Below are 20737 nucleotides of genomic sequence, written 5' to 3' on the forward strand. Positions count from 1 at the left end.
CCGCACCCTTGCCGCCCCTACGGTGGGGAACGTACCCCCCAAGACACACCTTCGCGGAAGGGCCGGGAATCGACATGACTTCCATCCACGCCTTCTGGCTCGCCGGTCGCCAGACCACCGGTGAGACCACTCTCGACGTCACGTCGCCCTGGGACGGACGGGTCGTCGGCAAGGCTGCCGTTCCGACCGACGCCCAGGTCGAGGAGGCCGTCGCCGCCGCGTACGCGGTGCGCGACGAGTTCGCCGCGACCCCGGCGCACGTGCGGGCCGCCGCGCTCGACCACGTGAGCCGCAGGCTCGTCGAGCGGACGGAAGAGATCGCCCAGCTCATCTCCGCCGAGAACGGCAAGCCGATCAAGTGGGCCCGTGGCGAGGTCGGCCGTGCCGTCTCCGTCTTCCGGTTCGCCTCCGAGGAAGCCCGCCGGTTCAACGGCGGCGAGGCCCAGCGCCTCGACACGGACGCCGGTGGCCAGGGGCGTCTCGCCTTCACCCGCCGCTTCTCCAAGGGTGTCGTCCTGGGCATCGCCCCGTTCAACTTCCCGCTGAACCTCTGCGCCCACAAGATCGCCCCGGCCATCGCGTCCGGCACGCCGATCATCCTCAAGCCGGCGCCCGCGACCCCGCTCTCCGGCCTGCTCATCGGCGAGCTGCTCGCCGAGACCGAGCTGCCCGCCGGCTCCTGGTCGGTGCTCCCGGTCGCGAACGAGAAGATGCCCGCCCTCGTGCAGGACGAGCGCCTTCCCGTCATCTCCTTCACGGGTTCCGAGAAGGTCGGGTACGCGATCCTGGACTCGGTGCCGCGCAAGCACTGCACGCTGGAGCTGGGCGGGAACGGCGCCGCCGTCGTCCTGTCCGACTTCTCCTCCGACGAGGACCTCGACTGGGCGGCCTCGCGCATCGCGACCTTCTCCAACTACCAGGGCGGCCAGTCCTGCATCTCGGTGCAGCGCGTCATCGCCGACGCCTCCGTGTACGACCGGCTCGTGCCGCGCGTCCTTGCGGCCATCGAGGGCCAGGCCACCGGCGACCCGTCCGACCCGAAGACCGACGTCGGCCCGCTCGTCAACGAGGACGCCGCCAAGCGCGTGGAGTCCTGGGTCGACGAGGCCGTCCAGGCGGGCGCGCAGCTGCTCGCGGGCGGCAAGCGGGACGGCGCCTCGTACGCGCCGACCGTGCTCGCCGACGTACCGGCCGACGCGACGATCGCCGTCGAGGAGGTCTTCGGCCCGGTCCTCACGATCAGGAAGGTGGACGGCGAGGCGGAGGCGTTCGCCGCCGTCAACGACTCCAAGTACGGCCTCCAGGCGGGCGTCTTCACGCACGACCTGCAGACCGCCTTCCGCGCGCACCGCGCCCTCGAGGTCGGCGGCGTGGTCATCGGCGACGCCCCCTCCTACCGCGCCGACCAGATGCCGTACGGCGGCGTCAAGCAGTCCGGCGTGGGCCGCGAGGGCGTCCGCTTCGCGATGGACGACTACACGTACGAGCGGGTCATGGTCATGACGGGCCTCGCCCTCTGATCCGTACGCCGAGTACCACGGCCGGAGCCCACTGTGCGGGGGCTCCGGCCGTTCTCGTTGTGCGCGTACGGGATGCTCCGAACGCTGCGCGAGGACTGGTGGGCTCCGGACGGATCGGGTACATACGATCCATACGATCGAGTAGCACCAGTCAGTAACCGACCGGGTCGAGATCGGGTCAACCGGAGTCGATCGGCCCCACTTCGCGGCGAGGTGAGCTCCTCAATGCCCGAACAACCCACACCCCTTCCCGGGGCGTCCGTCAGCGAACGCGAAGCCCGACAGGTCGCCGAGGCCGCCCGCGAACAGGACTGGCGCAAGCCCAGCTTCGCCAAGGAACTCTTCCTCGGCCGCTTCCGGCTCGACCTGATCCACCCGCACCCCATGCCCGCCGACGAGGACGCCCGGCGCGGCGAGGAATTCCTCGCCAAGCTCCGCGACTTCTGCGAGACGAAGATCGACTCGGCCCGCATCGAGCGTGACGCGCAGATCCCCGACGAGGTGATGAACGGCCTCAAGGAGCTCGGCGCCCTCGGCATGAAGATCGACACGCAGTACGGCGGGCTCGGCCTCACGCAGGTCTACTACAACAAGGCCCTCGCCCTCGTCGGCTCCGCGAGCCCGGCGATCGGCGCGCTGCTCTCCGCCCACCAGTCGATCGGCGTACCGCAGCCGCTCAAGCAGTTCGGCACCCAGGAGCAGAAGGACGAGTTCCTGCCGCGCTGCGCCCGCACCGACATCAGCGCGTTCCTCCTGACCGAGCCGGACGTCGGCTCCGACCCGGCCCGCATGGCGATGGCGGCCGTCCCGGACGGCGACTCGTACGTACTGGACGGCGTGAAGCTCTGGACGACGAACGGCGTCGTCGCGGACCTCCTGGTCGTCATGGCGCGCGTACCGAAGTCCGAGGGCCACAAGGGCGGCATCACGGCGTTCGTGGTCGAGGCGGCGGCGGACGGCATCACCGTCGAGAACCGCAACGCCTTCATGGGCCTGCGCGGCCTGGAGAACGGCGTGACCCGCTTCCACCAGGTCCGCGTCCCCGCCGCGCACCGCATCGGCCCCGAGGGCGCGGGTCTGAAGATCGCCCTGACGACCCTCAACACCGGACGCCTCTCGTTGCCCGCGATGTGCGTCGGCGCGGGCAAGTGGTGCCTGAAGATCGCCCGTGAGTGGTCGGGCGCGCGGGAGCAGTGGGGCAAGCCGGTCGCGTTCCACGAGGCGGTCGGCGCGAAGATCTCGTTCATCGCGGCGACGACCTTCGCCCTGGAGGCCGTACTCGACCTCTCCTCCCAGATGGCCGACGAGGACCGCAACGACATTCGCATCGAGGCGGCGCTCGCCAAGCTGTACGGCTCCGAGATGGGCTGTCTGATGGCCGACGAGCTGGTGCAGATCCGCGGCGGCCGCGGCTTCGAGACGGCGGAGTCCCTCGCGGCCCGCGGTGAACGCGCGGTCCCGGCCGAGCAGGTCCTGCGCGACCTGCGGATCAACCGCATCTTCGAGGGCTCGACGGAGATCATGCACCTGCTGATCGCCCGCGAGGCGGTGGACGCGCACCTCAAGGTGGCGGGCGACCTGATCGACCCGGACAAGTCCCTCTCCGACAAGGCGAAGGCGGGCGCGAAGGCAGGCGGTTTCTACGCCCGCTGGCTGCCGAAGCTGGTCACGGGCCCGGGTCAGCTCCCGCGCTCGTACGCCGAGTTCCACCCCGACGGCCACGCGGACCTCTCCCCGCACCTGCGCTACGTGGAACGGGGCGCCCGCAAGCTGGCCCGCTCGACGTTCTACGCGATGTCGCGCTGGCAGGGAAAGATGGAGACCAAGCAGGGCTTCCTGGGCCGCGTGGTCGACATCGGCGCCGAACTCTTCGCGATGAGCGCCGCGTGCGTGCGCGCGGAGCTCCTGCGGACGACGGAGGACCACGGCCGCGAGGCCTACCAGCTGGCCGACACGTTCTGCCGCCAGTCCCGCATCCGCGTCGACGAGCTCTTCGACCGGCTGTGGACCAACACGGACGACATCGACCGCAAGGTGGTCAAGGGCGTCCTGTCCGGCACGTACACCTGGCTGGAGGCCGGCGTCGTCGACCCCAGCGGCGAGGGCCCCTGGATCGCGGACGCGACACCGGGCGCGAGCACACGGGAGAACGTCCACCGGCCGATCCGCTGACGGGTCCGCCCGACGCGCCTTTCCGGGGCGTTCCCTTCCGGGGGAACGCCCCGGAACACGATTCCGACCGGCCGGATCGGGGCGCAGTGTCTCCTCGCGCCGCCGCCCAGGCAAGAATGGGGGGATGAGCGACAGTCCAGCCCCCCTCGCCGACCCGCATCTCGTCTTCGACCCCGTCGGGACGGACGGTCCGCGGGACATCGTCATCCTCGGCTCGACCGGGTCGATCGGCACCCAGGCCATCGACCTCGTCCTGCGCAACCCCCGTCGCTTCCGCGTCACCGCGCTCTCCGCCGCGGGCGGCCGTGTCGCCCTGCTCGCCGAGCAGGCCAGGCAGCTGCGGGTGCGGACCGTGGCCGTGGCCCGCGAGGACGTCGTACCGGCGCTGCGCGAGGCGCTGAAGGGGCAGTACGGCGACGAGCCGCTGCCCGAGGTCCTCGCGGGGCCCGACGCGGCCACCCAGCTCGCCGCGTCGGACTGCCACACCGTCCTGAACGGCATCACCGGCTCCATCGGGCTCGCGCCCACCCTCGCGGCGCTCGAAGCGGGCCGCACCCTCGCGCTGGCCAACAAGGAGTCGCTGATCGTCGGCGGCCCGCTGGTCAAGGCGCTCGCGAAGCCGGGGCAGATCATCCCGGTCGACTCCGAGCACGCCGCGCTCTTCCAGGCGCTCGCCGCGGGCACCCGCGCCGATGTGCGCAAGCTGGTCGTCACGGCGTCCGGGGGCCCGTTCCGAGGACGTACGAAGGCCGATCTGGCGAACGTCACGCCCCAGGACGCGCTCGCGCACCCGACCTGGGCCATGGGCCCGGTCATCACCGTCAACTCCGCGACGCTCGTCAACAAGGGCCTGGAAGTCATCGAGGCGCACCTCCTCTACGACATCCCCTTCGAGCGCATCGAGGTCGTCGTCCACCCGCAGTCCTACGTGCACTCCATGGTCGAGTTCACCGACGGATCGACGCTGGCCCAGGCCACGCCGCCCGACATGGGCGGACCGATCGCCATCGGCATCGGCTGGCCCGAGCGGGTGCCGGACGCCGCTCCCGCCTTCGACTGGACGAAGGCGTCGAACTGGGAGTTCTTCCCCCTCGACGACGACGCTTTTCCGTCGGTCGGGCTCGCCCGGCATGTGGGCAAGCTCGCGGGCACGGCCCCGGCGGTGTTCAATGCGGCGAACGAGGAGTGCGTGGACGCGTTCTTGAACGGCGCCCTGCCCTTCAACGGGATCATGGAGACCGTGACGAAGGTCGTCGCCGAACACGGCACACCGTCCGCGGGAACTTCCCTGACCGTCGCGGACGTCCTCGAAGCGGAGACCTGGGCGCGTGCCCGGGCCCGTGAACTGACGGCGAAGGCGACCGCGGAGGCCCGCGCATGACGACCTTGATGATGATCCTCGGCATAGTCGTCTTCGCGGTCGGGCTGCTGTTCTCGATCGCCTGGCACGAGCTGGGCCACCTGTCGACCGCCAAGCTGTTCGGCATCCGCGTGCCGCAGTACATGGTCGGCTTCGGCCCGACGATCTTCTCGCGCAAGAAGGGCGACACCGAGTACGGCGTCAAGGCCATCCCCCTCGGCGGGTACATCCGCATGATCGGCATGTTCCCGCCGGGTCCGGACGGCCGCATAGAGGCACGCTCGACGTCCCCCTGGCGCGGCATGATCGAGGACGCCCGCTCGGCGGCCTTCGAGGAGCTCGAACCCGGCGACGAGTCCCGCCTCTTCTACACGCGCAAGCCGTGGAAGCGCGTGATCGTGATGTTCGCGGGTCCGTTCATGAACCTGATCCTCGCCGTGGCGATCTTCCTCGGCGTGATGATGACCTTCGGCATCAGTACGCAGACGACGTCGGTCGGCAAGGTCTCCGACTGTGTCATCCAGCAGAGCGAGAACCGCACCAAGTGCGCGAAGGGCGACACGGTCGCGCCCGCCAAGGCGGCGGGACTGAAGCTCGGCGACAAGATCGTGGCCTTCCAGGGGAAGCCGGTCGACGACTGGTCCGCGCTCCAGGGGAAGATCCGCGAGACCATCGGCCCGGCCACCATCACGGTCGAGCGCGACGGCAAGAAGGTCGACCTGCACGCGAACCTGATCAAGAACCAGGTGAGCAAGACGGACGGCGACGGCGGCTATGTGCAGGGGAAGTACGTCTACGCGGGCTTCCTCGGCTTCACCCCCGCCACCGGCATCGTCCAGCAGGGCTTCGGCGACTCCGTGAACCGCATGGGCGACATGATGGAGAGCGGCGTCGAGTCGCTCATCGCACTGCCGTCCAAGATCCCCGACCTGTGGGACGCGGCCTTCGGCGACGGCGACCGCAAGCAGGACTCCCCGATGGGCGTCGTGGGCGCGGCCCGCGTGGGCGGCGAGGTCTTCACGCTGGACATCCCGCCGGAGAACCAGATCGCGATGATGCTGTTCCTGGTGGCGGGCTTCAACCTCTCCCTGTTCCTCTTCAACATGCTGCCGCTGCTCCCGCTGGACGGCGGGCACATCGCGGGAGCGCTGTGGGAGTCGGTGCGGCGCCGGGCGGCCAAGCTCATGAAGCGTCCCGACCCGGGCCCCTTCGACGTCGCGAAGCTGATGCCCGTCGCCTACGTGGTGGCCGGAATCTTCATCTGCTTCACGATTCTGGTCCTGATCGCGGATGTGGTTAATCCGGTAAGAATCTCCTAATAACGCGGAGTTCGCGGCGGCCGGACACTCTATGTGTCCGGTCGCTCACCATTGAGTGGACTTGGGGGCGGGATGTGCTCGGGCCCCATGGGGTGCCGTAATCTCGAAGTCTGGAGCCCGCCGAACTCGGGACCTTGATCCACACCTTGGGGATGCACGCCAGATGACTGCCGTTTCTCTCGGAATCCCGTCCGTACCGACCAAGCTCGCCGACCGCCGTGTCAGCCGCAAGATCCAGGTCGGTACGGTCGCCGTCGGCGGGGACGCACCGGTGTCGGTGCAGTCGATGACGACGACGCGTACGTCCGACATCGGGGCGACGCTGCAGCAGATCGCGGAGCTGACCGCGTCCGGCTGCCAGATCGTGCGGGTCGCGTGCCCGACGCAGGACGACGCGGACGCGCTGTCCACGATCGCGCGCAAGTCGCAGATCCCGGTGATCGCGGACATCCACTTCCAGCCGAAGTACGTGTTCGCGGCGATCGACGCCGGATGCGCCGCCGTCCGTGTGAACCCCGGCAACATCAAGCAGTTCGACGACAAGGTCAAGGAGATCGCGCGCGCCGCGAACGACGCGGGCACGCCGATCCGGATCGGTGTCAACGCGGGGTCCCTGGACGCGCGTCTCCTCCAGAAGTACGGCAAGGCCACCCCGGAGGCCCTGGTCGAGTCGGCCCTGTGGGAGGCGTCGCTCTTCGAGGAGCACGGCTTCAGCGACATCAAGATCTCGGTCAAGCACAACGACCCGGTGGTCATGGTCAACGCCTACCGCCAGCTTGCCGCCGCCTGCGACTACCCGCTGCACCTCGGCGTGACGGAGGCGGGCCCCGCCTTCCAGGGCACGATCAAGTCGGCGGTCGCCTTCGGCGCGCTGCTCTCCGAGGGCATCGGCGACACGATCCGCGTCTCGCTGTCGGCCCCGCCGGTGGAGGAGATCAAGGTCGGCCTCCAGATCCTGGAGTCCCTCAACCTCAAGCCGCGCCGCCTGGAGATCGTCTCCTGCCCGTCCTGCGGCCGTGCCCAGGTCGACGTCTACAAGCTGGCCGAAGAGGTCACCGCGGGCCTCGACGGCATGGAGGTCCCGCTCCGCGTCGCCGTCATGGGCTGCGTCGTGAACGGCCCCGGCGAGGCCCGCGAGGCCGACCTCGGCGTCGCTTCCGGCAACGGCAAGGGCCAGATCTTCGTCAAGGGCGAGGTCATCAAGACCGTCCCCGAGTCGAAGATCGTGGAGACGCTCATCGAAGAGGCGCTGAAGATCGCCGAACAGATGGAGAAGGACGGAGTCCCCTCGGGCGAACCGTCGGTAGCCGTCGCAGGCTGAACGTCCACCACGTGAGCCCCGCTGCCGGATAGGCGGCGGGGCTCACGTGCGTGCGCCTTCGGGGTAATGGGTGGGTGGGTGGGAGACATCCGCCGCGAAGCGGCGAAGGGCCTCAGGCACAGACGAGCAGCACCCGCCCACGGTGAGGCCCCCCCAGGACAAAAGGCACCCCGCACAAGGCGCCCCCGCCAGGTACAGTGCGGAGATCGCAGCAGACCGTATGGTGAGGCCCCCGCACGTGTTGACTCAGACCACCACCAGGGTCCTCGAACCGAGTGACCTGGACGCCGCGCTCGCAGTACTCGACCGCGAGCCGGTGGCCAACGCCTTCGTGACCTCGCGGGTCCGGGTCGCGGGCCTCGACCCGTGGCGGCTCGGCGGCGAGATGTGGGGCTGGTACCAGGACGGAATGCTGGAGTCCCTCTGCTACGCGGGCGCCAACCTCGTCCCGATCTGCGCGACCCCGCGAGCGATCCGCGCCTTCGCCGACCGCGCCCGCAGGGCAGGCCGCCGCTGCTCCTCCATCGTCGGCCCCGCCGAACCCACCGCCCAGCTGTGGCGGCTCCTCGAACCGTCCTGGGGCCCCGCCCGCGAGGTCCGCGCCCAGCAGCCCCTGATGGTCACCGACCGGCTCCCGCACGACATCGCCCCCGACCCGTACGTCCGTCGCGTCCGCAAGGACGAGATGGAGACGATCATGCCCGCGTGCGTGGCGATGTTCACCGAGGAGGTCGGCATCTCGCCGCTCGCCGGCGACGGTGGCCTGCTCTACCAGGCACGGGTCGCCGAACTGGTCGGCGCGGGGCGCTCCTTCGCCCGGCTCGACCGCGACGGCAAGGTCATCTTCAAGGCGGAGATCGGCGCGGCCACGAACCAGGCCTGTCAGGTACAGGGCGTCTGGGTGGCCCCCGAGTACCGAGGCCAGGGCTACGCGGCCCCGGGCATGGCGGCCGTCCTGCGCTACGCCCTCGCGGACGTGGCCCCGGTGGTCAGCCTCTACGTCAACGACTTCAACACCGCGGCGAGGGCGGCGTACCGGCGGGTGGGTTTCCAGGAGGTCGGGGCGTTCATGAGCGTCTTGTTCTAGCCCCTGTGCGTCCGGCTCCGCACTCCTCACGTACCCCCGTCCGCGAGTTAAAGTTCGGCGCATGACTGACGACGTCGTGATCGGGCCGCTGGACCTCGCCACGCACGTGGACGAAGCGCTGCGGGTGCAGGCCCACGCCTTCGGGCTCGGCGACGACGAGGTGGCCGTGCGGCGGCAGATCGTGCTGCGGCACATCACCTACCCCGGCGCCCGCGCGCTCGGCGCCACCACCCCCGAGGGGCGGCTCGTCGGCTTCGTCTACGGCATGCCCAACGACCGCGGCCACTGGTGGTCCACGGTCGTCGAGCCGTATCTGCGCGGCGGGGGAGCGGAGGACTGGCTCGACGACTCCTTCGTGATCACCGAGCTCCACGTGCAGCCCGGCCACCAGAACCGCGGAGTCGGCCGCGCGCTCATCACCACCATCACGGACGCCGTCCGCCAGCCCCGCTCGATCCTCTCCGCGATCGACATCGAGAGCCCCGCACGCGGCCTCTACCGCTCCCTGGGGTACGCGGACCTGGCCCGCAACGTCCAGTTCCCCAGTGCCCCGAAGCCGTACGCGGTGATGGGCGCGCCCCTGCCGCTGAGACGGCGAGGCATCTAACCGATTTCCGCCCGCACCCGAGCCCCGGCTAACCTCCTGCCATCACCCTCTCCCAAGTTCTCGGCTCCGCTCGAGCAGGGGGGACCCCCATCCCGCAGGAGTTCACCATGGCCCAGGTCCAGCGCATGTCCCGATTGATGATCAAGACACTGCGCGACGACCCGGCGGACGCCGAGACGCTCAACCACAAGCTGCTCGTCCGGGCCGGGTACGTCCGCCGCACCGCCGCGGGCATCTGGTCCTGGCTGCCGCTGGGCAAGAAGGTCCTGGAGAACATCACCCACGTCGTACGCGAGGAGATGGACGCCATCGGCGCCCAGGAAGTCCTCCTGCCCGCACTCCTGCCCAAGGAGTCGTACGACGTGACGGGCCGCTACGACGAGTACGGCGACCTGCTCTTCCGCCTCAAGGACCGCAAGGGTGCGGACTACCTCCTCGGCCCCACGCACGAGGAGATCTTCACCCAGATCGTCAAGGACCAGTGCTCGTCCTACAAGGACCTGCCGGTGATCCTGTACCAGATCCAGACGAAGTACCGCGACGAGGCCCGCCCCCGCGCCGGTGTGCTCCGCGGCCGTGAGTTCCAGATGAAGGACTCGTACTCCTTCGACACGACGGACGAGGGCCTCGCCGAGTCGTACGCCCTGCACCGCGCCGCGTACATCAAGATCTTCGAGCGCCTCGGCCTCGACCACCGCATCGTGTCGGCGGTGTCGGGAGCGATGGGCGGCTCCGCGTCGGAGGAGTTCCTGGCGCCCGCGCCGGCCGGCGAGGACACGTTCGTGGACTGTCCCGCGTGCGACTACGCGGCCAACACGGAGGCCGTGTCGTTCGTGGCCGCCGAGGTGGACGGTTCGGCGCACGGTCCGGTCGAGGACCTGGACACCCCCGACACCCCGACCATCGAGACGCTCGCCGCCCACCTCGGCGTGCCCGCCTCCGCGACCCTGAAGAACCTCCTGGTCAAGGTCGACGGCGAGATCGTGGCCGTCGGCGTGCCCGGCGACCGCGAGGTCGACCTCGGCAAGCTCGGCGAGCACCTGGCGCCGGCCGTCGTGGAGCTGGTGACGGCCGAGGACTTCGAGGGCCGCGACGATCTCGTACGCGGATACGTCGGCCCCCAGGGCCTGGAGAAGGTCCGCTACATCGCCGACCCGCGGGTGGCCGCGGGCACGGCCTGGATCACCGGCGCGAACAAGCTCAACACGCACGCGAAGAACGTCGTCGCGGGCCGTGACTTCGAGGTCGACGAGTACCTCGACGTCGTGGTCGTCGAGGAGGGCGACCCCTGCCCCAAGTGCGGCACCGGCCTCAAGCTGGACCGCGCCATCGAGATCGGCCACATCTTCCAGCTCGGCCGCAAGTTCGCCGACGCCTTCCAGCTCGACGTCCTGGGCCAGCAGGGCAAGCCGGTCCGCGTGACCATGGGTTCGTACGGCATCGGCGTCTCGCGCGCGGTGGCCGCGCTGGCCGAGCAGACGGCGGACGACAAGGGCCTGTGCTGGCCCAAGGAGATCGCCCCCGCCGACGTCCACGTGGTGGCCGCGGGCAAGGCGCTCCAGACGGAGCTGGCGCTCGACGTCTCCGAGCAGTTGAACGCGGCGGGCGTGCGGGTCCTGGTCGACGACCGGGCGGGCGTCTCGCCCGGCGTGAAGTTCACGGACGCGGAGCTGATCGGTGTGCCGCAGATCCTGGTCGCCGGCCGCCGCTCGGCCGAGGGCGTAGTGGAGCTGAAGGACCGGCGGACCGGAGAGCGCGAGGAGCTGACGGTGGCGGAGGCCGTGGCGCGGCTGACGGCCTGAGTCGAAACGCCGGACGGGCTGAATTCATTCAGCCCGTCCGGCGTCTGAGGACGAACTCGGCGAAGCCGGTGACGACGGTACGTACAAGGCCCTCGCGCCGAGCGAGTTTTCGGGAGGGGGCGGGGTCGGGGAAGGGAAGCCCCGCTACAACCACCCGCCTACAGCCACCCCGCGAACTCCAACAACAGCTCCGCATCCTGCTCCCGCCCCACCCGACGGGCCCGAACCCCCGACTCCACGGCCCGGAAAAGGGCCCACCCCCGCAACCGCTCCTGATCCACGTCCAACGACTCGGCCAGCTTTTTCACCCGCCGACGGGTGATCGACGACCCCGAGGGCGAGGCGATCAGATCCTCGACGCGGTCGCGCACGAGGCGCGCCAGGTCGAAGGCGGGCTCCCCGACCACCGGATCGGGCCCCACGGCCAGCCACGGCACCCGATCCCCCTGAAGCACCTTGCTCTGCCGGAAAGTGCCGTGCAGCAGCCGCACCTCGGCGTCCCCCGCGAGCAGCTCCTCCCGCGCGGCGAGCGCGGCATCGATCAGCGGCGCGACCTCCCCGTCGGCGGACGCCGAGGCCCGCATCGCCTCGGCCTGCCGCCCCGTCCGCTCCGCGACCGTCTCGAAGCGATGGTCCGACGGCGGCTCCACCCACAGCCGCCGCAACGTGCCCGCCGCCTCCAGGAGAGCCTTGGCCTCGGGCAGCGAACGCACCGACACATCGCGGTGCAGCCGCTCGAGGAGGAGCGCTCCGTCCGCCGCGGGGGGTGCGTCCAGAAGGCGTACGGCACCGAAGCCGTCCCAGTGCGCGAGCGCCGCCCGCTCACTCTCCGGGCGGGACCTCGGCGGCACCAGCTTCAGCACCGCGGGCGTGCCGTCGGCGTGCCGCACCAGGACGACCAGGCCGCTGCGCCCGCCGGGCACATGGACCCGTTCCACGGTCAACTCGCGTAGAGCGACGGCCTGTTCGGCTGCTTCGGGCAGCTTCTGAAGCCAGTCGTCGCCGTCCTGCGCCGTCTCACCGAGTGCGGTGACCAGACGCGGGGGCGGTTCGAGAGCCATACGCGCGGTGTTCCCTTCCTGGCTGTGCCGAAGGCCTTAGTCCCGGGGCGTAGCCGACCCGGCGGCCCGCTCGGCGAGACCAGGGAAGGTTACGCTCCCGCCGCGCCACCGCGCCGCACGGACCGCCGCCTCCCGCAGCGCATCGGCCGCGTTCCGGCGCCGGGCGCCGGTGGAGGCCCGTACGAGATCCGAGTAGACCCCCGCCACCCGCTCCTCGATCTCCGTCGCGAGCCGCACGGCCGCCGCCGGGTCCGGCACCGCGAACGGCAGCGCGTAGGCGGCCGCCGACGGCTCCGGCTCTCCGCCCAGGTCGCGCACGGCGCGCTGGAGCTCGTCGCGCCGGGCGCGGTGCGCGTCGTACGCCGTGCGCGCCTCGGCCCTGCGGCCCTCGCCGATCCGGCCGCCGACGACCCCGAAGCCGTACACGGCGGCGTGCTCGGCGCCCAGAGCGGCCTGCACCGCCCGCAACTCGTCCTTGGAATCGCTCACTTGTCGCCCTCCGTCAGCAGATACGCGTGCGCGGCGCCCGCCGCCGCCACCGAGGCGAGCAGCCTGGCCAGCTCCGCGGGCGCGTCCAGCAGCGCACTCCCGCGCCGCTTCGCCAGCTCCCGCTCGGCCCGCGCGAGCTCGCGCACGGCGTCCTTCTCGTCCTTGGGTACGGAGGGCTTCCGAGCGGGCGCCGCGGACCTGGCGGGGGAGCCCGAGGGGGACGGGGAAGGAGCGGATCCCTCGGCGAAGACCGCCTCGTGCCGCTTCACCTCCGCGCGCAAGGGGCCGAGCCGGGCGGTCAGCGCGGGGTGTGCGGCAAGGACGGCGTCGTACCGGCCGAGCAGCTCACCGCTGTCCTTGGCGGCGTCCGCGCGCACTCGCGCGGCGGCGGACGGACGCTCGTCGGCGTCCGTGGAGTCGGAGTCCGAACAGCCCGAGAGCAGCGCGGCCCCGGCCGCTCCGGCGGCCCCGGTCAGCAGACTCCTGCGGCGCGGACCCGAGCGGGCGTGCGAGGGGGTGGGATACGACGGCACAGCAGACGTCCTCGGCAGGAAGGCCAGAAAGGCAGGCAGTCAGAAGGCGGGCGGCAAGGCGGGCAGCGGAAGGTGGGCGGGCGGAGCCGGGCGCGAGCCCGGTGATCACCGTACCTTCGGACGGCCCTCGTACTCGTGAGCGGCTCGATGCGGCTCGATGCGGCTCGGTCCTGCTCCACGCGGGGCGTACGGCGGCCGGACGGCGGCGGCAACACCCCTCCGGACCGGATACCCTTTGACCTGACACACGACGATCCCACAACAGCACACGCGGCCGAGGAGTCACCCGGATGAGCACCACCCAGAGCGAGAGGCTGCGAGAACTGCTGGAACCGCTCGTCAGCTCGAAGGAACTGGATCTCGAAGAGATCGAAGTGGCCTCGGTGGGGCGCAAGCGGGTGCTGCGGGTCGTGATCGACTCGGACGACGGTGTGGATCTGGACCAGATCGCGGAGATCAGCCGCGAAATCTCCGAGAAGCTCGACGAGAGCGACGCGATGGGCGACGGGGAGTACACCCTCGAAGTCGGCTCCCCGGGCGCCGAGCGCCCGCTGACGGAGCACCGCCACTATCTGCGTGCCGTCGGCCGCCTGGCGAAGTTCCAGCTGACGGAGGGCGGCGACGACGTGATCGCCCGCATCCTCGAGGTGGACGACGAAGGCGTGAATCTTGAAGTACCGGGCGTGAAGGGGCGCAAGCCCACCGCCCGCCGGCTCACCTTCGACGCGATCGCCAAGGCGCGCGTCGAGGTCGAGTTCAGCCGTAAGGACAAGAAGGAAGAGGAGGCGTAGCCGTGGACATCGACATGAGTGCCCTGCGGGGTCTGGTCCGCGAGAAGGAGATCTCCTTCGACCTGCTGGTCGAGGCGATCGAGTCCGCTCTCCTCATCGCCTACCACCGCACCGACGGCAGTTTCCGTCGCGCCCGCGTGAAGCTGGACCGCGAGAGCGGCCATGTGACGGTGTGGGCGACGGAGGACCCGGCGGACCTCGAAGAGGGGCAGGAGGCCAAGGAGTTCGACGACACCCCGTCCGACTTCGGCCGCATCGCCGCGACGACCGCCAAGCAGGTCATCCTGCAGCGTCTGCGCGACGCCCAGGACGACGCCACCCTCGGGGAGTACGCGGGCCGGGAGGGCGACATCGTCACGGGCGTCGTCCAGCAGGGCCGCGACCCGAAGAACGTGCTGGTCGACATCGGCAAGCTGGAGGCCATCCTGCCGGTGCAGGAGCAGGTCCCGGGCGAGGAGTACGCCCACGGGCTGCGCCTTCGTTCCTACGTCGTCAGGGTGGCCAAGGGTGTCCGTGGCCCCTCGGTCACGCTCTCCCGTACGCACCCCAGCCTCGTCAAGAAGCTCTTCGCGCTCGAGGTGCCGGAGATCGCCGACGGCTCCGTCGAGATCTCGGCCATCGCCCGCGAGGCCGGTCACCGGACCAAGATCGCGGTGCGCTCGACCCGCTCCGGCCTCAACGCCAAGGGCGCCTGCATCGGCCCGATGGGCCAGCGTGTGCGCAACGTCATGGCCGAGCTGAACGGCGAGAAGATCGACATCGTCGACTGGTCGGACGACCCGGGCGAGATGGTGGCCCACGCGCTCTCCCCGGCGCGGGTCAGCAAGGTGGAGATCGTCGACATGGCGGCCCGCTCCGCACGGGTGACGGTGCCGGATTACCAGCTGTCCCTCGCGATCGGCAAGGAGGGCCAGAACGCCCGCCTCGCCGCGCGGCTCACGGGCTGGCGCATCGACATCCGCCCGGACACCGAGCAGGCCCAGGACTCCGAGGAGTCCTGATCAGGGCCTGGTCGGGGGTGCTGATCGGGCACTGACCGGGTGCTGAACGAGCCCTGATCAAGACAACAACCGTTCGATTTTTGCCCCAAAGGGGTGAGGTCGGTGCGGGGAGGTAGACTTAATCGTGTCTGGCCGGACGCAAGCCCGCGCATGCCCTGAACGCACCTGTGTGGGGTGCCGGGAGCGAGCGGCCAAGAGCGATCTGCTGCGCATCGTGGCGAAAGAGGGCGCTTGCGCCCCCGATCCAAGCGGTACGCTGCCCGGCCGGGGTGCGTATATCCACCCCGTTCCGGTCTGTCTCGACCTGGCGGTCCGACGCAGAGCGTTCCCGAGGGCCTTCCGGGCCCCGGGCCCGCTCGACACGGCGGACTTGCGCCGAGCCGTCGAGACAGTTGCCCAGCAGGCAACACCGTAAGGAAGGTCGCGCGGAACCCCGCGCGGCCCTGGTATTCCGCGAGTTGGAAGTAGGTCGAGATTGCGATGAGCACTCGATGAGCACGCGATGAGTACGCCCATGAAGTAGCGACGGTCCGGCGTAACCCGGACCTAAAAGGAGCGAAGTGGCTAAGGTCCGGGTATACGAACTCGCCAAGGAGTTCGGCGTAGAGAGCAAGGTCGTCATGGCCAAGCTCCAAGAACTCGGTGAATTCGTACGTTCGGCGTCCTCGACGATCGAGGCGCCCGTTGTACGCAAATTGACTGACGCATTGAACACGGGCGGTGGCAACGGCAAGTCCGCCGCCAAGCCCGGGGCGCCGCGCAAGCAGGCCGCCCCCAAGCCGCCGGCCCCCTCGGGCTCGGCGACCCCCTCTCCCGCGCAGGCCGCCCGTCCGGGTCCGGCCGCGCCGAAGCCGCCGGCGGCCAAGCCCGCCGACGCGGCCGACAAGCCCGCGGCCTCGCCGGCCGCTCCCGGTCCCCGTCCGGGCCCGAAGCCGCCGACGCCCAAGCCGGCGCCCGCAGCTCCGGCCGCCCCGGTGGCTCCGGCCGCACCGGCCGAGCCCGCGGCGCCCGTCGCACCGGCCAGCCCGGCTCCGGCCGCCCCGGAGTTCACCGCTCCGCCGGCCGCTCCGGCTGCTCCGGCTGCCTCGTCCGCACCCGCAGGCCCCCGTCCGGGCGCTCGCCCGGGTGCCCCCAAGCCCGCGGGCCGTCCGGCCCCCGGCCAGGGTGGTCAGGGTCAGGGTGGCCAGGGTCGTGGCGACCGCGGTGACCGTCAGGGTGGCGCTCCGCGTCCGAGCGGCCAGGGTGGCGCCCCGCGCCCCGGTGGCCGTCCGGCAGGACCGCGTCCCGGCAACAACCCCTTCACCTCTGGTGGCTCCACCGGCATGGCGCGCCCGCAGGCGCCCCGTCCGGGCGGCGCTCGCCCCGGTCCCGGTGGACCTGGCGGCCAGGGTGGCACCGGCGGCCCCGGCGGCGCCCCGCGCCCGCAGGGCCAGGGCGGCGGCCAGGGTGCTCCTCGTCCGCAGGGTCAGGGCGGCGCTCGCCCCAGCCCCGGCGGCATGCCTCGCCCGCAGGGCGGCGCTCCGCGTCCCGGTGGCGGTGCCCCCGGCGCAGGCGGTAACCGTCCCAACCCGGGCATGATGCCGCAGCGTCCCGCTGCGGGCAGCCCGCGTCCCGGCGGTGGCCCCGGCGGTGGCCGTGGTCCTGGCGGCGGCGGTCGTCCCGGCGGTGCCGGTGGCGGCGGTCGTCCCGGTGGCGGCGGCTTCGCGGGCCGTCCCGCTGGTCCCGGTGGCGGCGGCGGCTTCGCCGGTCGCCCCGGTGGTCCCGGTGGCGGTGGCGGCGGCTTCGCAGGCCGTCCCGGTGGCGGTGGCCGTCCCGGCTTCGCCGGTCGTCCGGGTGGTCCCAACGCCCGTGGTGGCACGCAGGGCGCCTTCGGTCGCCCCGGCGGTCCCGCGCGTCGTGGTCGCAAGTCGAAGCGGCAGAGGCGCCAGGAGTACGAGTCGATGCAGGCTCCGTCGGTCGGCGGCGTCATGCTGCCGAGGGGCAACGGCCAGGCGGTTCGCCTGTCCCGTGGTGCCTCGCTGACCGACTTCGCCGAGAAGATCAACGCCAACCCGGCGTCGCTCGTCGGCGTGATGATGAACCTCGGCGAGATGGTCACTGCCACGCAGTCCGTCCCGGACGAGACGCTGAAGCTCCTCGCGGACGAGATGAACTTCGTCCTCGAGATCGTCAGCCCGGAGGAGGAGGACCGCGAGCTCCTCGAGTCCTTCGACATCGAGTTCGGTGAGGACGAGGGCGGCGAGGAAGCACTCGTCGCGCGTCCGCCGGTCGTGACCGTCATGGGTCACGTCGACCACGGTAAGACCCGACTGCTCGACGCGATCCGCAAGACGAACGTCGTTGCGGGCGAGGCCGGCGGTATTACGCAGCACATCGGTGCGTACCAGGTCGGTGCCGAGGTCAACGGCGAGGACCGCCGCATCACCTTCATCGACACCCCCGGTCACGAGGCGTTCACCGCCATGCGTGCCCGTGGTGCGAAGTCCACCGACATCGCGATCCTCGTGGTCGCGGCGAACGACGGTGTGATGCCGCAGACGATCGAGGCGCTGAACCACGCCAAGGCGGCCGACGTGCCGATCGTGGTCGCGGTCAACAAGATCGACGTCGAAGGTGCCGACCCGACCAAGGTGCGCGGTCAGCTCACCGAGTTCGGTCTGGTGGCGGAGGAGTACGGCGGCGAGACGATGTTCGTCGACATCTCCGCCAAGCAGGGCGAGAACATCGAGGCCCTCCTGGAGGCCGTGGTCCTGACCGCGGACGCCTCGCTCGACCTGCGCGCCAACCCTGAGCAGGACGCGCAGGGTATTGCGATCGAGTCCCACCTGGACAAGGGCCGCGGCGCCGTCGCGACCGTCCTGGTCCAGCGCGGTACCCTCCGCGTCGGTGACACGATGGTGGTCGGCGACGCGTACGGCCGAGTCCGCGCGATGCTCGACGACAAGGGCGAGAACGTGGAAGAGGCGGGTCCCTCGACTCCGGTCCTCGTCCTCGGTCTCACCAACGTCCCGGGTGCCGGCGACAACTTCCTGGTCGTCGACGAGGACCGTACGGCCCGTCAGATCGCCGAGAAGCGCGCCGCCCGTGAGCGCAACGTCCGCTTCGCCCGCAAGGGTGTTCGGTTCTCCCTGGAGAACCTGGACGAGGCCCTCAAGGCCGGTCTGGTGCAGGACCTCAACATCATCATCAAGGGCGACGCGTCCGGTTCGGTGGAGGCTCTCGAGTCCTCGCTGCTCCAGCTCGACGTCGGCGAAGAGGTCGACATCCGCGTGCTGCACCGCGGCGTGGGTGCGGTCACCGAGTCGGACATCGACCTGGCGACCGGCTCCGACGCGATCGTGATCGGCTTCAACGTCCGTGCGGCCGGTCGTGCCGCGCAGATGGCCGAGCGCGAAGGTGTGGACGTCCGGTACTACTCGGTCATCTACCAGGCGATCGAAGAGATCGAAGCAGCCCTCAAGGGCATGCTCAAGCCGGAGTACGAAGAGGTCGAGCTCGGCACGGCGGAGATCCGCGAGGTCTTCCGCTCGTCCAAGCTGGGCAACATCGCCGGTGTTCTCGTCCGGTCGGGCGAGGTCAAGCGCAACACCAAGGCGCGCCTCATCCGCGACGGCAAGGTCATCGCGGAGAGCCTCAACATCTCCGGTCTGCGCCGCTTCAAGGACGACGTCACGGAGCTCCGCGAAGGGTTCGAGGGCGGTATCAACCTCGGCAACTTCAACGACATCAAGATCGACGACGTCATCGCGACGTACGAGATGCGCGAGAAGCCGCGAGGCTGATCACCGCAGCTCTGGTCGGGGCCGGTCGAGGGGAGTAAATCCCGTCGATCGGCCCCGGTCGTTCCGTGTACGGTTCTTGTGTCCCTGCCAAGTGGTTGGCGGGGCACGAACCCGAACCGGCGGGACATCCGGACACACATGTATGTGGGGACTCTGTCCTTCGATCTGCTCCTCGGCGACATTCACTCGCTGAAGGAGAAACGCTCCGTCGTCCGCCCGATCGTCGCCGAACTCATCCGCAAGCACGGAGTGAGCGCGGCGGAGACGGGGAACCAGGATCTCCATCGCAGGGCCGAGATCGGCCTCGCGCTGGTCTCCGGGGAGACGGGGCACCTCACCGACGTACTGGACCGGTGCGAGCGCATGGTCGCCGCCCGTCCCGAGGTGGAGCTGCTCTCCGTTCGACGCAGGCTCCACGGCGACGAAGACTGATTGCACAGCAAGGCGAAGAAGGAGACGGAGCAGTGGCCGACAACGCGCGGGCGAAAAGGCTGGCGGACCTCATCCGAGAGGTGGTTGCCAAGAAGCTGCAGCGCGGGATCAAGGACCCGCGGCTCGGTACGCATGTGACCATCACGGACACCCGGGTCACGGGTGATCTGCGGGAGGCGACCGTCTTCTACACGGTCTACGGGGACGACGAGGACCGCGCGGCGGCCGCCGCCGGTCTGGAGAGCGCCAAGGGCGTCCTGCGTTCCGCGGTCGGCGCGGCCGCGGGCGTGAAGTTCACCCCCAGCCTCACCTTCGTGGCGGATGCGCTGCCGGACAACGCCAAGGCCATCGAGGACCTCCTCGACCGGGCCAGGCTCTCGGACGAGAAGGTGCGCGAGGTGTCCGCGGGCGCCGAGTTCGCCGGCGGTGCCGACCCGTACCGCAAGCCGGAGGACGAGTCCGACGAAGAGACGGACGAGGACGGCGACGCCCCCGCATGAGCAGTAGCAACAAGACGCCGGACGGCCTTGTCATCGTCGACAAGCCGTCCGGCTTCACTTCGCATGACGTGGTCGCCAAGATGCGCGGGATCGCCAAGACCCGCCGCGTCGGCCACGCGGGCACCCTCGACCCCATGGCGACGGGCGTTCTCGTCCTCGGGGTGGAGCGGGCGACCAAACTCCTCGGCCATCTCGCGCTGACGGAGAAGGAGTACCTGGGCACGATCCGCCTCGGCCAGAACACGCTCACGGACGACGCCGAAGGCGAGCTCACCTCGTCGGCCGACGCCTCCGGGATCAAGCGCGACGCCATAGACGCGGGCATCGCCAAGCTCTCCGGCGACATCATGCAGGTGCCCTCGAAGGTCAGCGCCATCAAGATCGACGGCAAGCGGTCGTACGCGCGCGCCCGCGAGGGCGAGGACTTCGAGATCCCCGCCCGCCCGGTGAAGATCTCCGCCTTCACGGTGTACGACGTCAGGGACGCCGTGGCCGAGGACGGCACCCCGGTGCTCGACCTGGTCGTGTCCGTGGTCTGCTCGTCGGGGACGTACATCCGCGCCCTCGCCCGCGACCTCGGCGCGGACCTCGGGGTCGGCGGCCATCTGACGGCGCTGCGGCGCACGCGCGTCGGGCCGTACAAGCTGGACGCGGCGAAGACCATCGACCAGCTCCAGGAGGAGCTGACGGTGATGCCGGTGGCGGACGCGGCCACCGCCGCGTTCCCCCGCTGGGACGTGGACGAGCGGCGGGCGAAGCTGCTGCTCAACGGCGTACGGATCGAGATGCCCGGTGAGTACGCCGGAGTCGGCGCCGTCGCGGTCTTCGACCCGGAGGGCCGCTTCCTGGTCCTGGCCGAGGAGCTCAAGGGCAAGGCCAAGAGCCTGGCCGTCTTCGCCTGAGCCTTCCCGCACCACGACAAACCCCCACCCCGAGTTGTATCCACCTCGGCCCGCCGAT

General features: G+C 70.6%; 18 protein-coding genes. 15 read left to right on the forward strand and 3 right to left on the reverse strand.

Features of this window, described 5'->3' with window-relative positions; genetic code table 11:
- Positions 1-74 precede the first annotated feature (74 nt).
- The 8 genes from ACFUPX_RS20725 (at position 75) to ACFUPX_RS20760 (ending at position 11188) form a co-directional block, all read left to right on the forward strand.
- The gene (locus tag ACFUPX_RS20725; protein ID WP_383324279.1) at positions 75-1520 is read left to right on the forward strand and encodes an aldehyde dehydrogenase family protein; all 1446 of its coding nucleotides are present in this window, start codon (positions 75-77) and stop codon (positions 1518-1520) included.
- Between the two features lie 225 nt (positions 1521-1745).
- Positions 1746-3692 carry an acyl-CoA dehydrogenase family protein gene (locus ACFUPX_RS20730; RefSeq protein WP_383324282.1) on the forward strand — a complete coding sequence of 649 codons (1947 nt, stop codon included), beginning with the start codon at positions 1746-1748 and terminating at the stop codon, positions 3690-3692.
- 124 nt (positions 3693-3816) lie between these two features.
- On the forward strand, positions 3817-5073 hold the full coding sequence (dxr, locus tag ACFUPX_RS20735; RefSeq protein ID WP_383324284.1) for a 1-deoxy-D-xylulose-5-phosphate reductoisomerase: 1257 nt from the start codon (positions 3817-3819) through the stop codon (positions 5071-5073).
- Entirely contained in the window at positions 5070-6371 is a 1302-nt protein-coding gene (locus ACFUPX_RS20740) for a M50 family metallopeptidase (RefSeq protein WP_383324287.1), read from the forward strand. Before dxr ends, ACFUPX_RS20740 begins: the two co-directional genes overlap by 4 nt.
- Positions 6372-6534: 163 nt before the next feature.
- On the forward strand, positions 6535-7692 hold the full coding sequence (ispG, locus tag ACFUPX_RS20745) for a flavodoxin-dependent (E)-4-hydroxy-3-methylbut-2-enyl-diphosphate synthase (protein ID WP_383324290.1): 1158 nt from the start codon (positions 6535-6537) through the stop codon (positions 7690-7692).
- Positions 7693-7930: 238 nt separating this feature from the next.
- Positions 7931-8779, forward strand: coding sequence for a GNAT family N-acetyltransferase (locus ACFUPX_RS20750; RefSeq protein WP_383324293.1), 849 nt, complete (start codon positions 7931-7933; stop codon positions 8777-8779).
- Positions 8780-8840: 61 nt separating this feature from the next.
- Positions 8841-9386 carry a GNAT family N-acetyltransferase gene (locus tag ACFUPX_RS20755; RefSeq protein ID WP_383324296.1) on the forward strand — a complete coding sequence of 182 codons (546 nt, stop codon included), beginning with the start codon at positions 8841-8843 and terminating at the stop codon, positions 9384-9386.
- Positions 9387-9493: 107 nt separating this feature from the next.
- Positions 9494-11188 (forward strand): proline--tRNA ligase, encoded by a 1695-nt coding sequence (locus ACFUPX_RS20760; RefSeq protein ID WP_383324299.1) that lies wholly within the window; start codon positions 9494-9496, stop codon positions 11186-11188.
- 158 nt (positions 11189-11346) lie between these two features.
- Here ACFUPX_RS20760 and ACFUPX_RS20765 read toward each other — a convergent pair whose 3' ends face one another.
- From ACFUPX_RS20765 to ACFUPX_RS20775, 3 genes are read right to left on the reverse strand one after another with little or no spacing between them, the layout of a single operon-like run.
- Positions 11347-12249 (reverse strand): aminoglycoside phosphotransferase family protein, encoded by a 903-nt coding sequence (locus tag ACFUPX_RS20765; RefSeq protein WP_383324302.1) that lies wholly within the window; start codon positions 12247-12249, stop codon positions 11347-11349.
- A 36-nt stretch (positions 12250-12285) separates the two neighbouring features.
- The gene (locus ACFUPX_RS20770) at positions 12286-12738 is read right to left on the reverse strand and encodes a ferritin-like domain-containing protein (protein ID WP_383324305.1); all 453 of its coding nucleotides are present in this window, start codon (positions 12736-12738) and stop codon (positions 12286-12288) included.
- A complete protein-coding gene (locus tag ACFUPX_RS20775; protein ID WP_383324308.1) occupies positions 12735-13271 on the reverse strand; it encodes a hypothetical protein in 537 nt (178 codons plus the stop codon). The genes ACFUPX_RS20770 and ACFUPX_RS20775 overlap by 4 nt, the downstream gene beginning before the upstream one ends.
- Positions 13272-13561: 290 nt before the next feature.
- On the opposite strand from ACFUPX_RS20775, the gene rimP reads away from it, so the two are divergent.
- From rimP to truB, 7 genes are all read left to right on the forward strand, one after another.
- Positions 13562-14062 carry a ribosome maturation factor RimP gene (gene rimP / locus ACFUPX_RS20780; RefSeq protein WP_383324311.1) on the forward strand — a complete coding sequence of 167 codons (501 nt, stop codon included), beginning with the start codon at positions 13562-13564 and terminating at the stop codon, positions 14060-14062.
- 2 nt (positions 14063-14064) lie between these two features.
- Positions 14065-15063, forward strand: coding sequence for a transcription termination factor NusA (gene nusA, locus ACFUPX_RS20785; protein WP_383324314.1), 999 nt, complete (start codon positions 14065-14067; stop codon positions 15061-15063).
- A 124-nt stretch (positions 15064-15187) separates the two neighbouring features.
- A complete protein-coding gene (locus ACFUPX_RS20790) occupies positions 15188-15478 on the forward strand; it encodes a YlxR family protein (protein ID WP_160507520.1) in 291 nt (96 codons plus the stop codon).
- 145 nt (positions 15479-15623) lie between these two features.
- Entirely contained in the window at positions 15624-18845 is a 3222-nt protein-coding gene (gene infB / locus ACFUPX_RS20795; protein ID WP_383324318.1) for a translation initiation factor IF-2, read from the forward strand.
- Between the two features lie 138 nt (positions 18846-18983).
- Positions 18984-19277: a DUF503 domain-containing protein gene (locus ACFUPX_RS20800; RefSeq protein WP_383324322.1), complete on the forward strand. Its 294-nt coding sequence runs from the start codon at positions 18984-18986 to the stop codon at positions 19275-19277.
- Between the two features lie 32 nt (positions 19278-19309).
- Positions 19310-19777, forward strand: a complete 468-nt coding sequence (gene rbfA, locus ACFUPX_RS20805) for a 30S ribosome-binding factor RbfA (RefSeq protein WP_383324325.1) — start codon at positions 19310-19312, stop codon at positions 19775-19777.
- Positions 19774-20679 carry a tRNA pseudouridine(55) synthase TruB gene (gene truB / locus ACFUPX_RS20810; protein WP_383324328.1) on the forward strand — a complete coding sequence of 302 codons (906 nt, stop codon included), beginning with the start codon at positions 19774-19776 and terminating at the stop codon, positions 20677-20679. Before rbfA ends, truB begins: the two co-directional genes overlap by 4 nt.
- Positions 20680-20737: the final 58 nt, after the last annotated feature.

It is taken from the genome of Streptomyces sp. NPDC057302 (genome assembly GCF_042667685.1).
Taxonomy (GTDB): domain Bacteria; phylum Actinomycetota; class Actinomycetes; order Streptomycetales; family Streptomycetaceae; genus Streptomyces.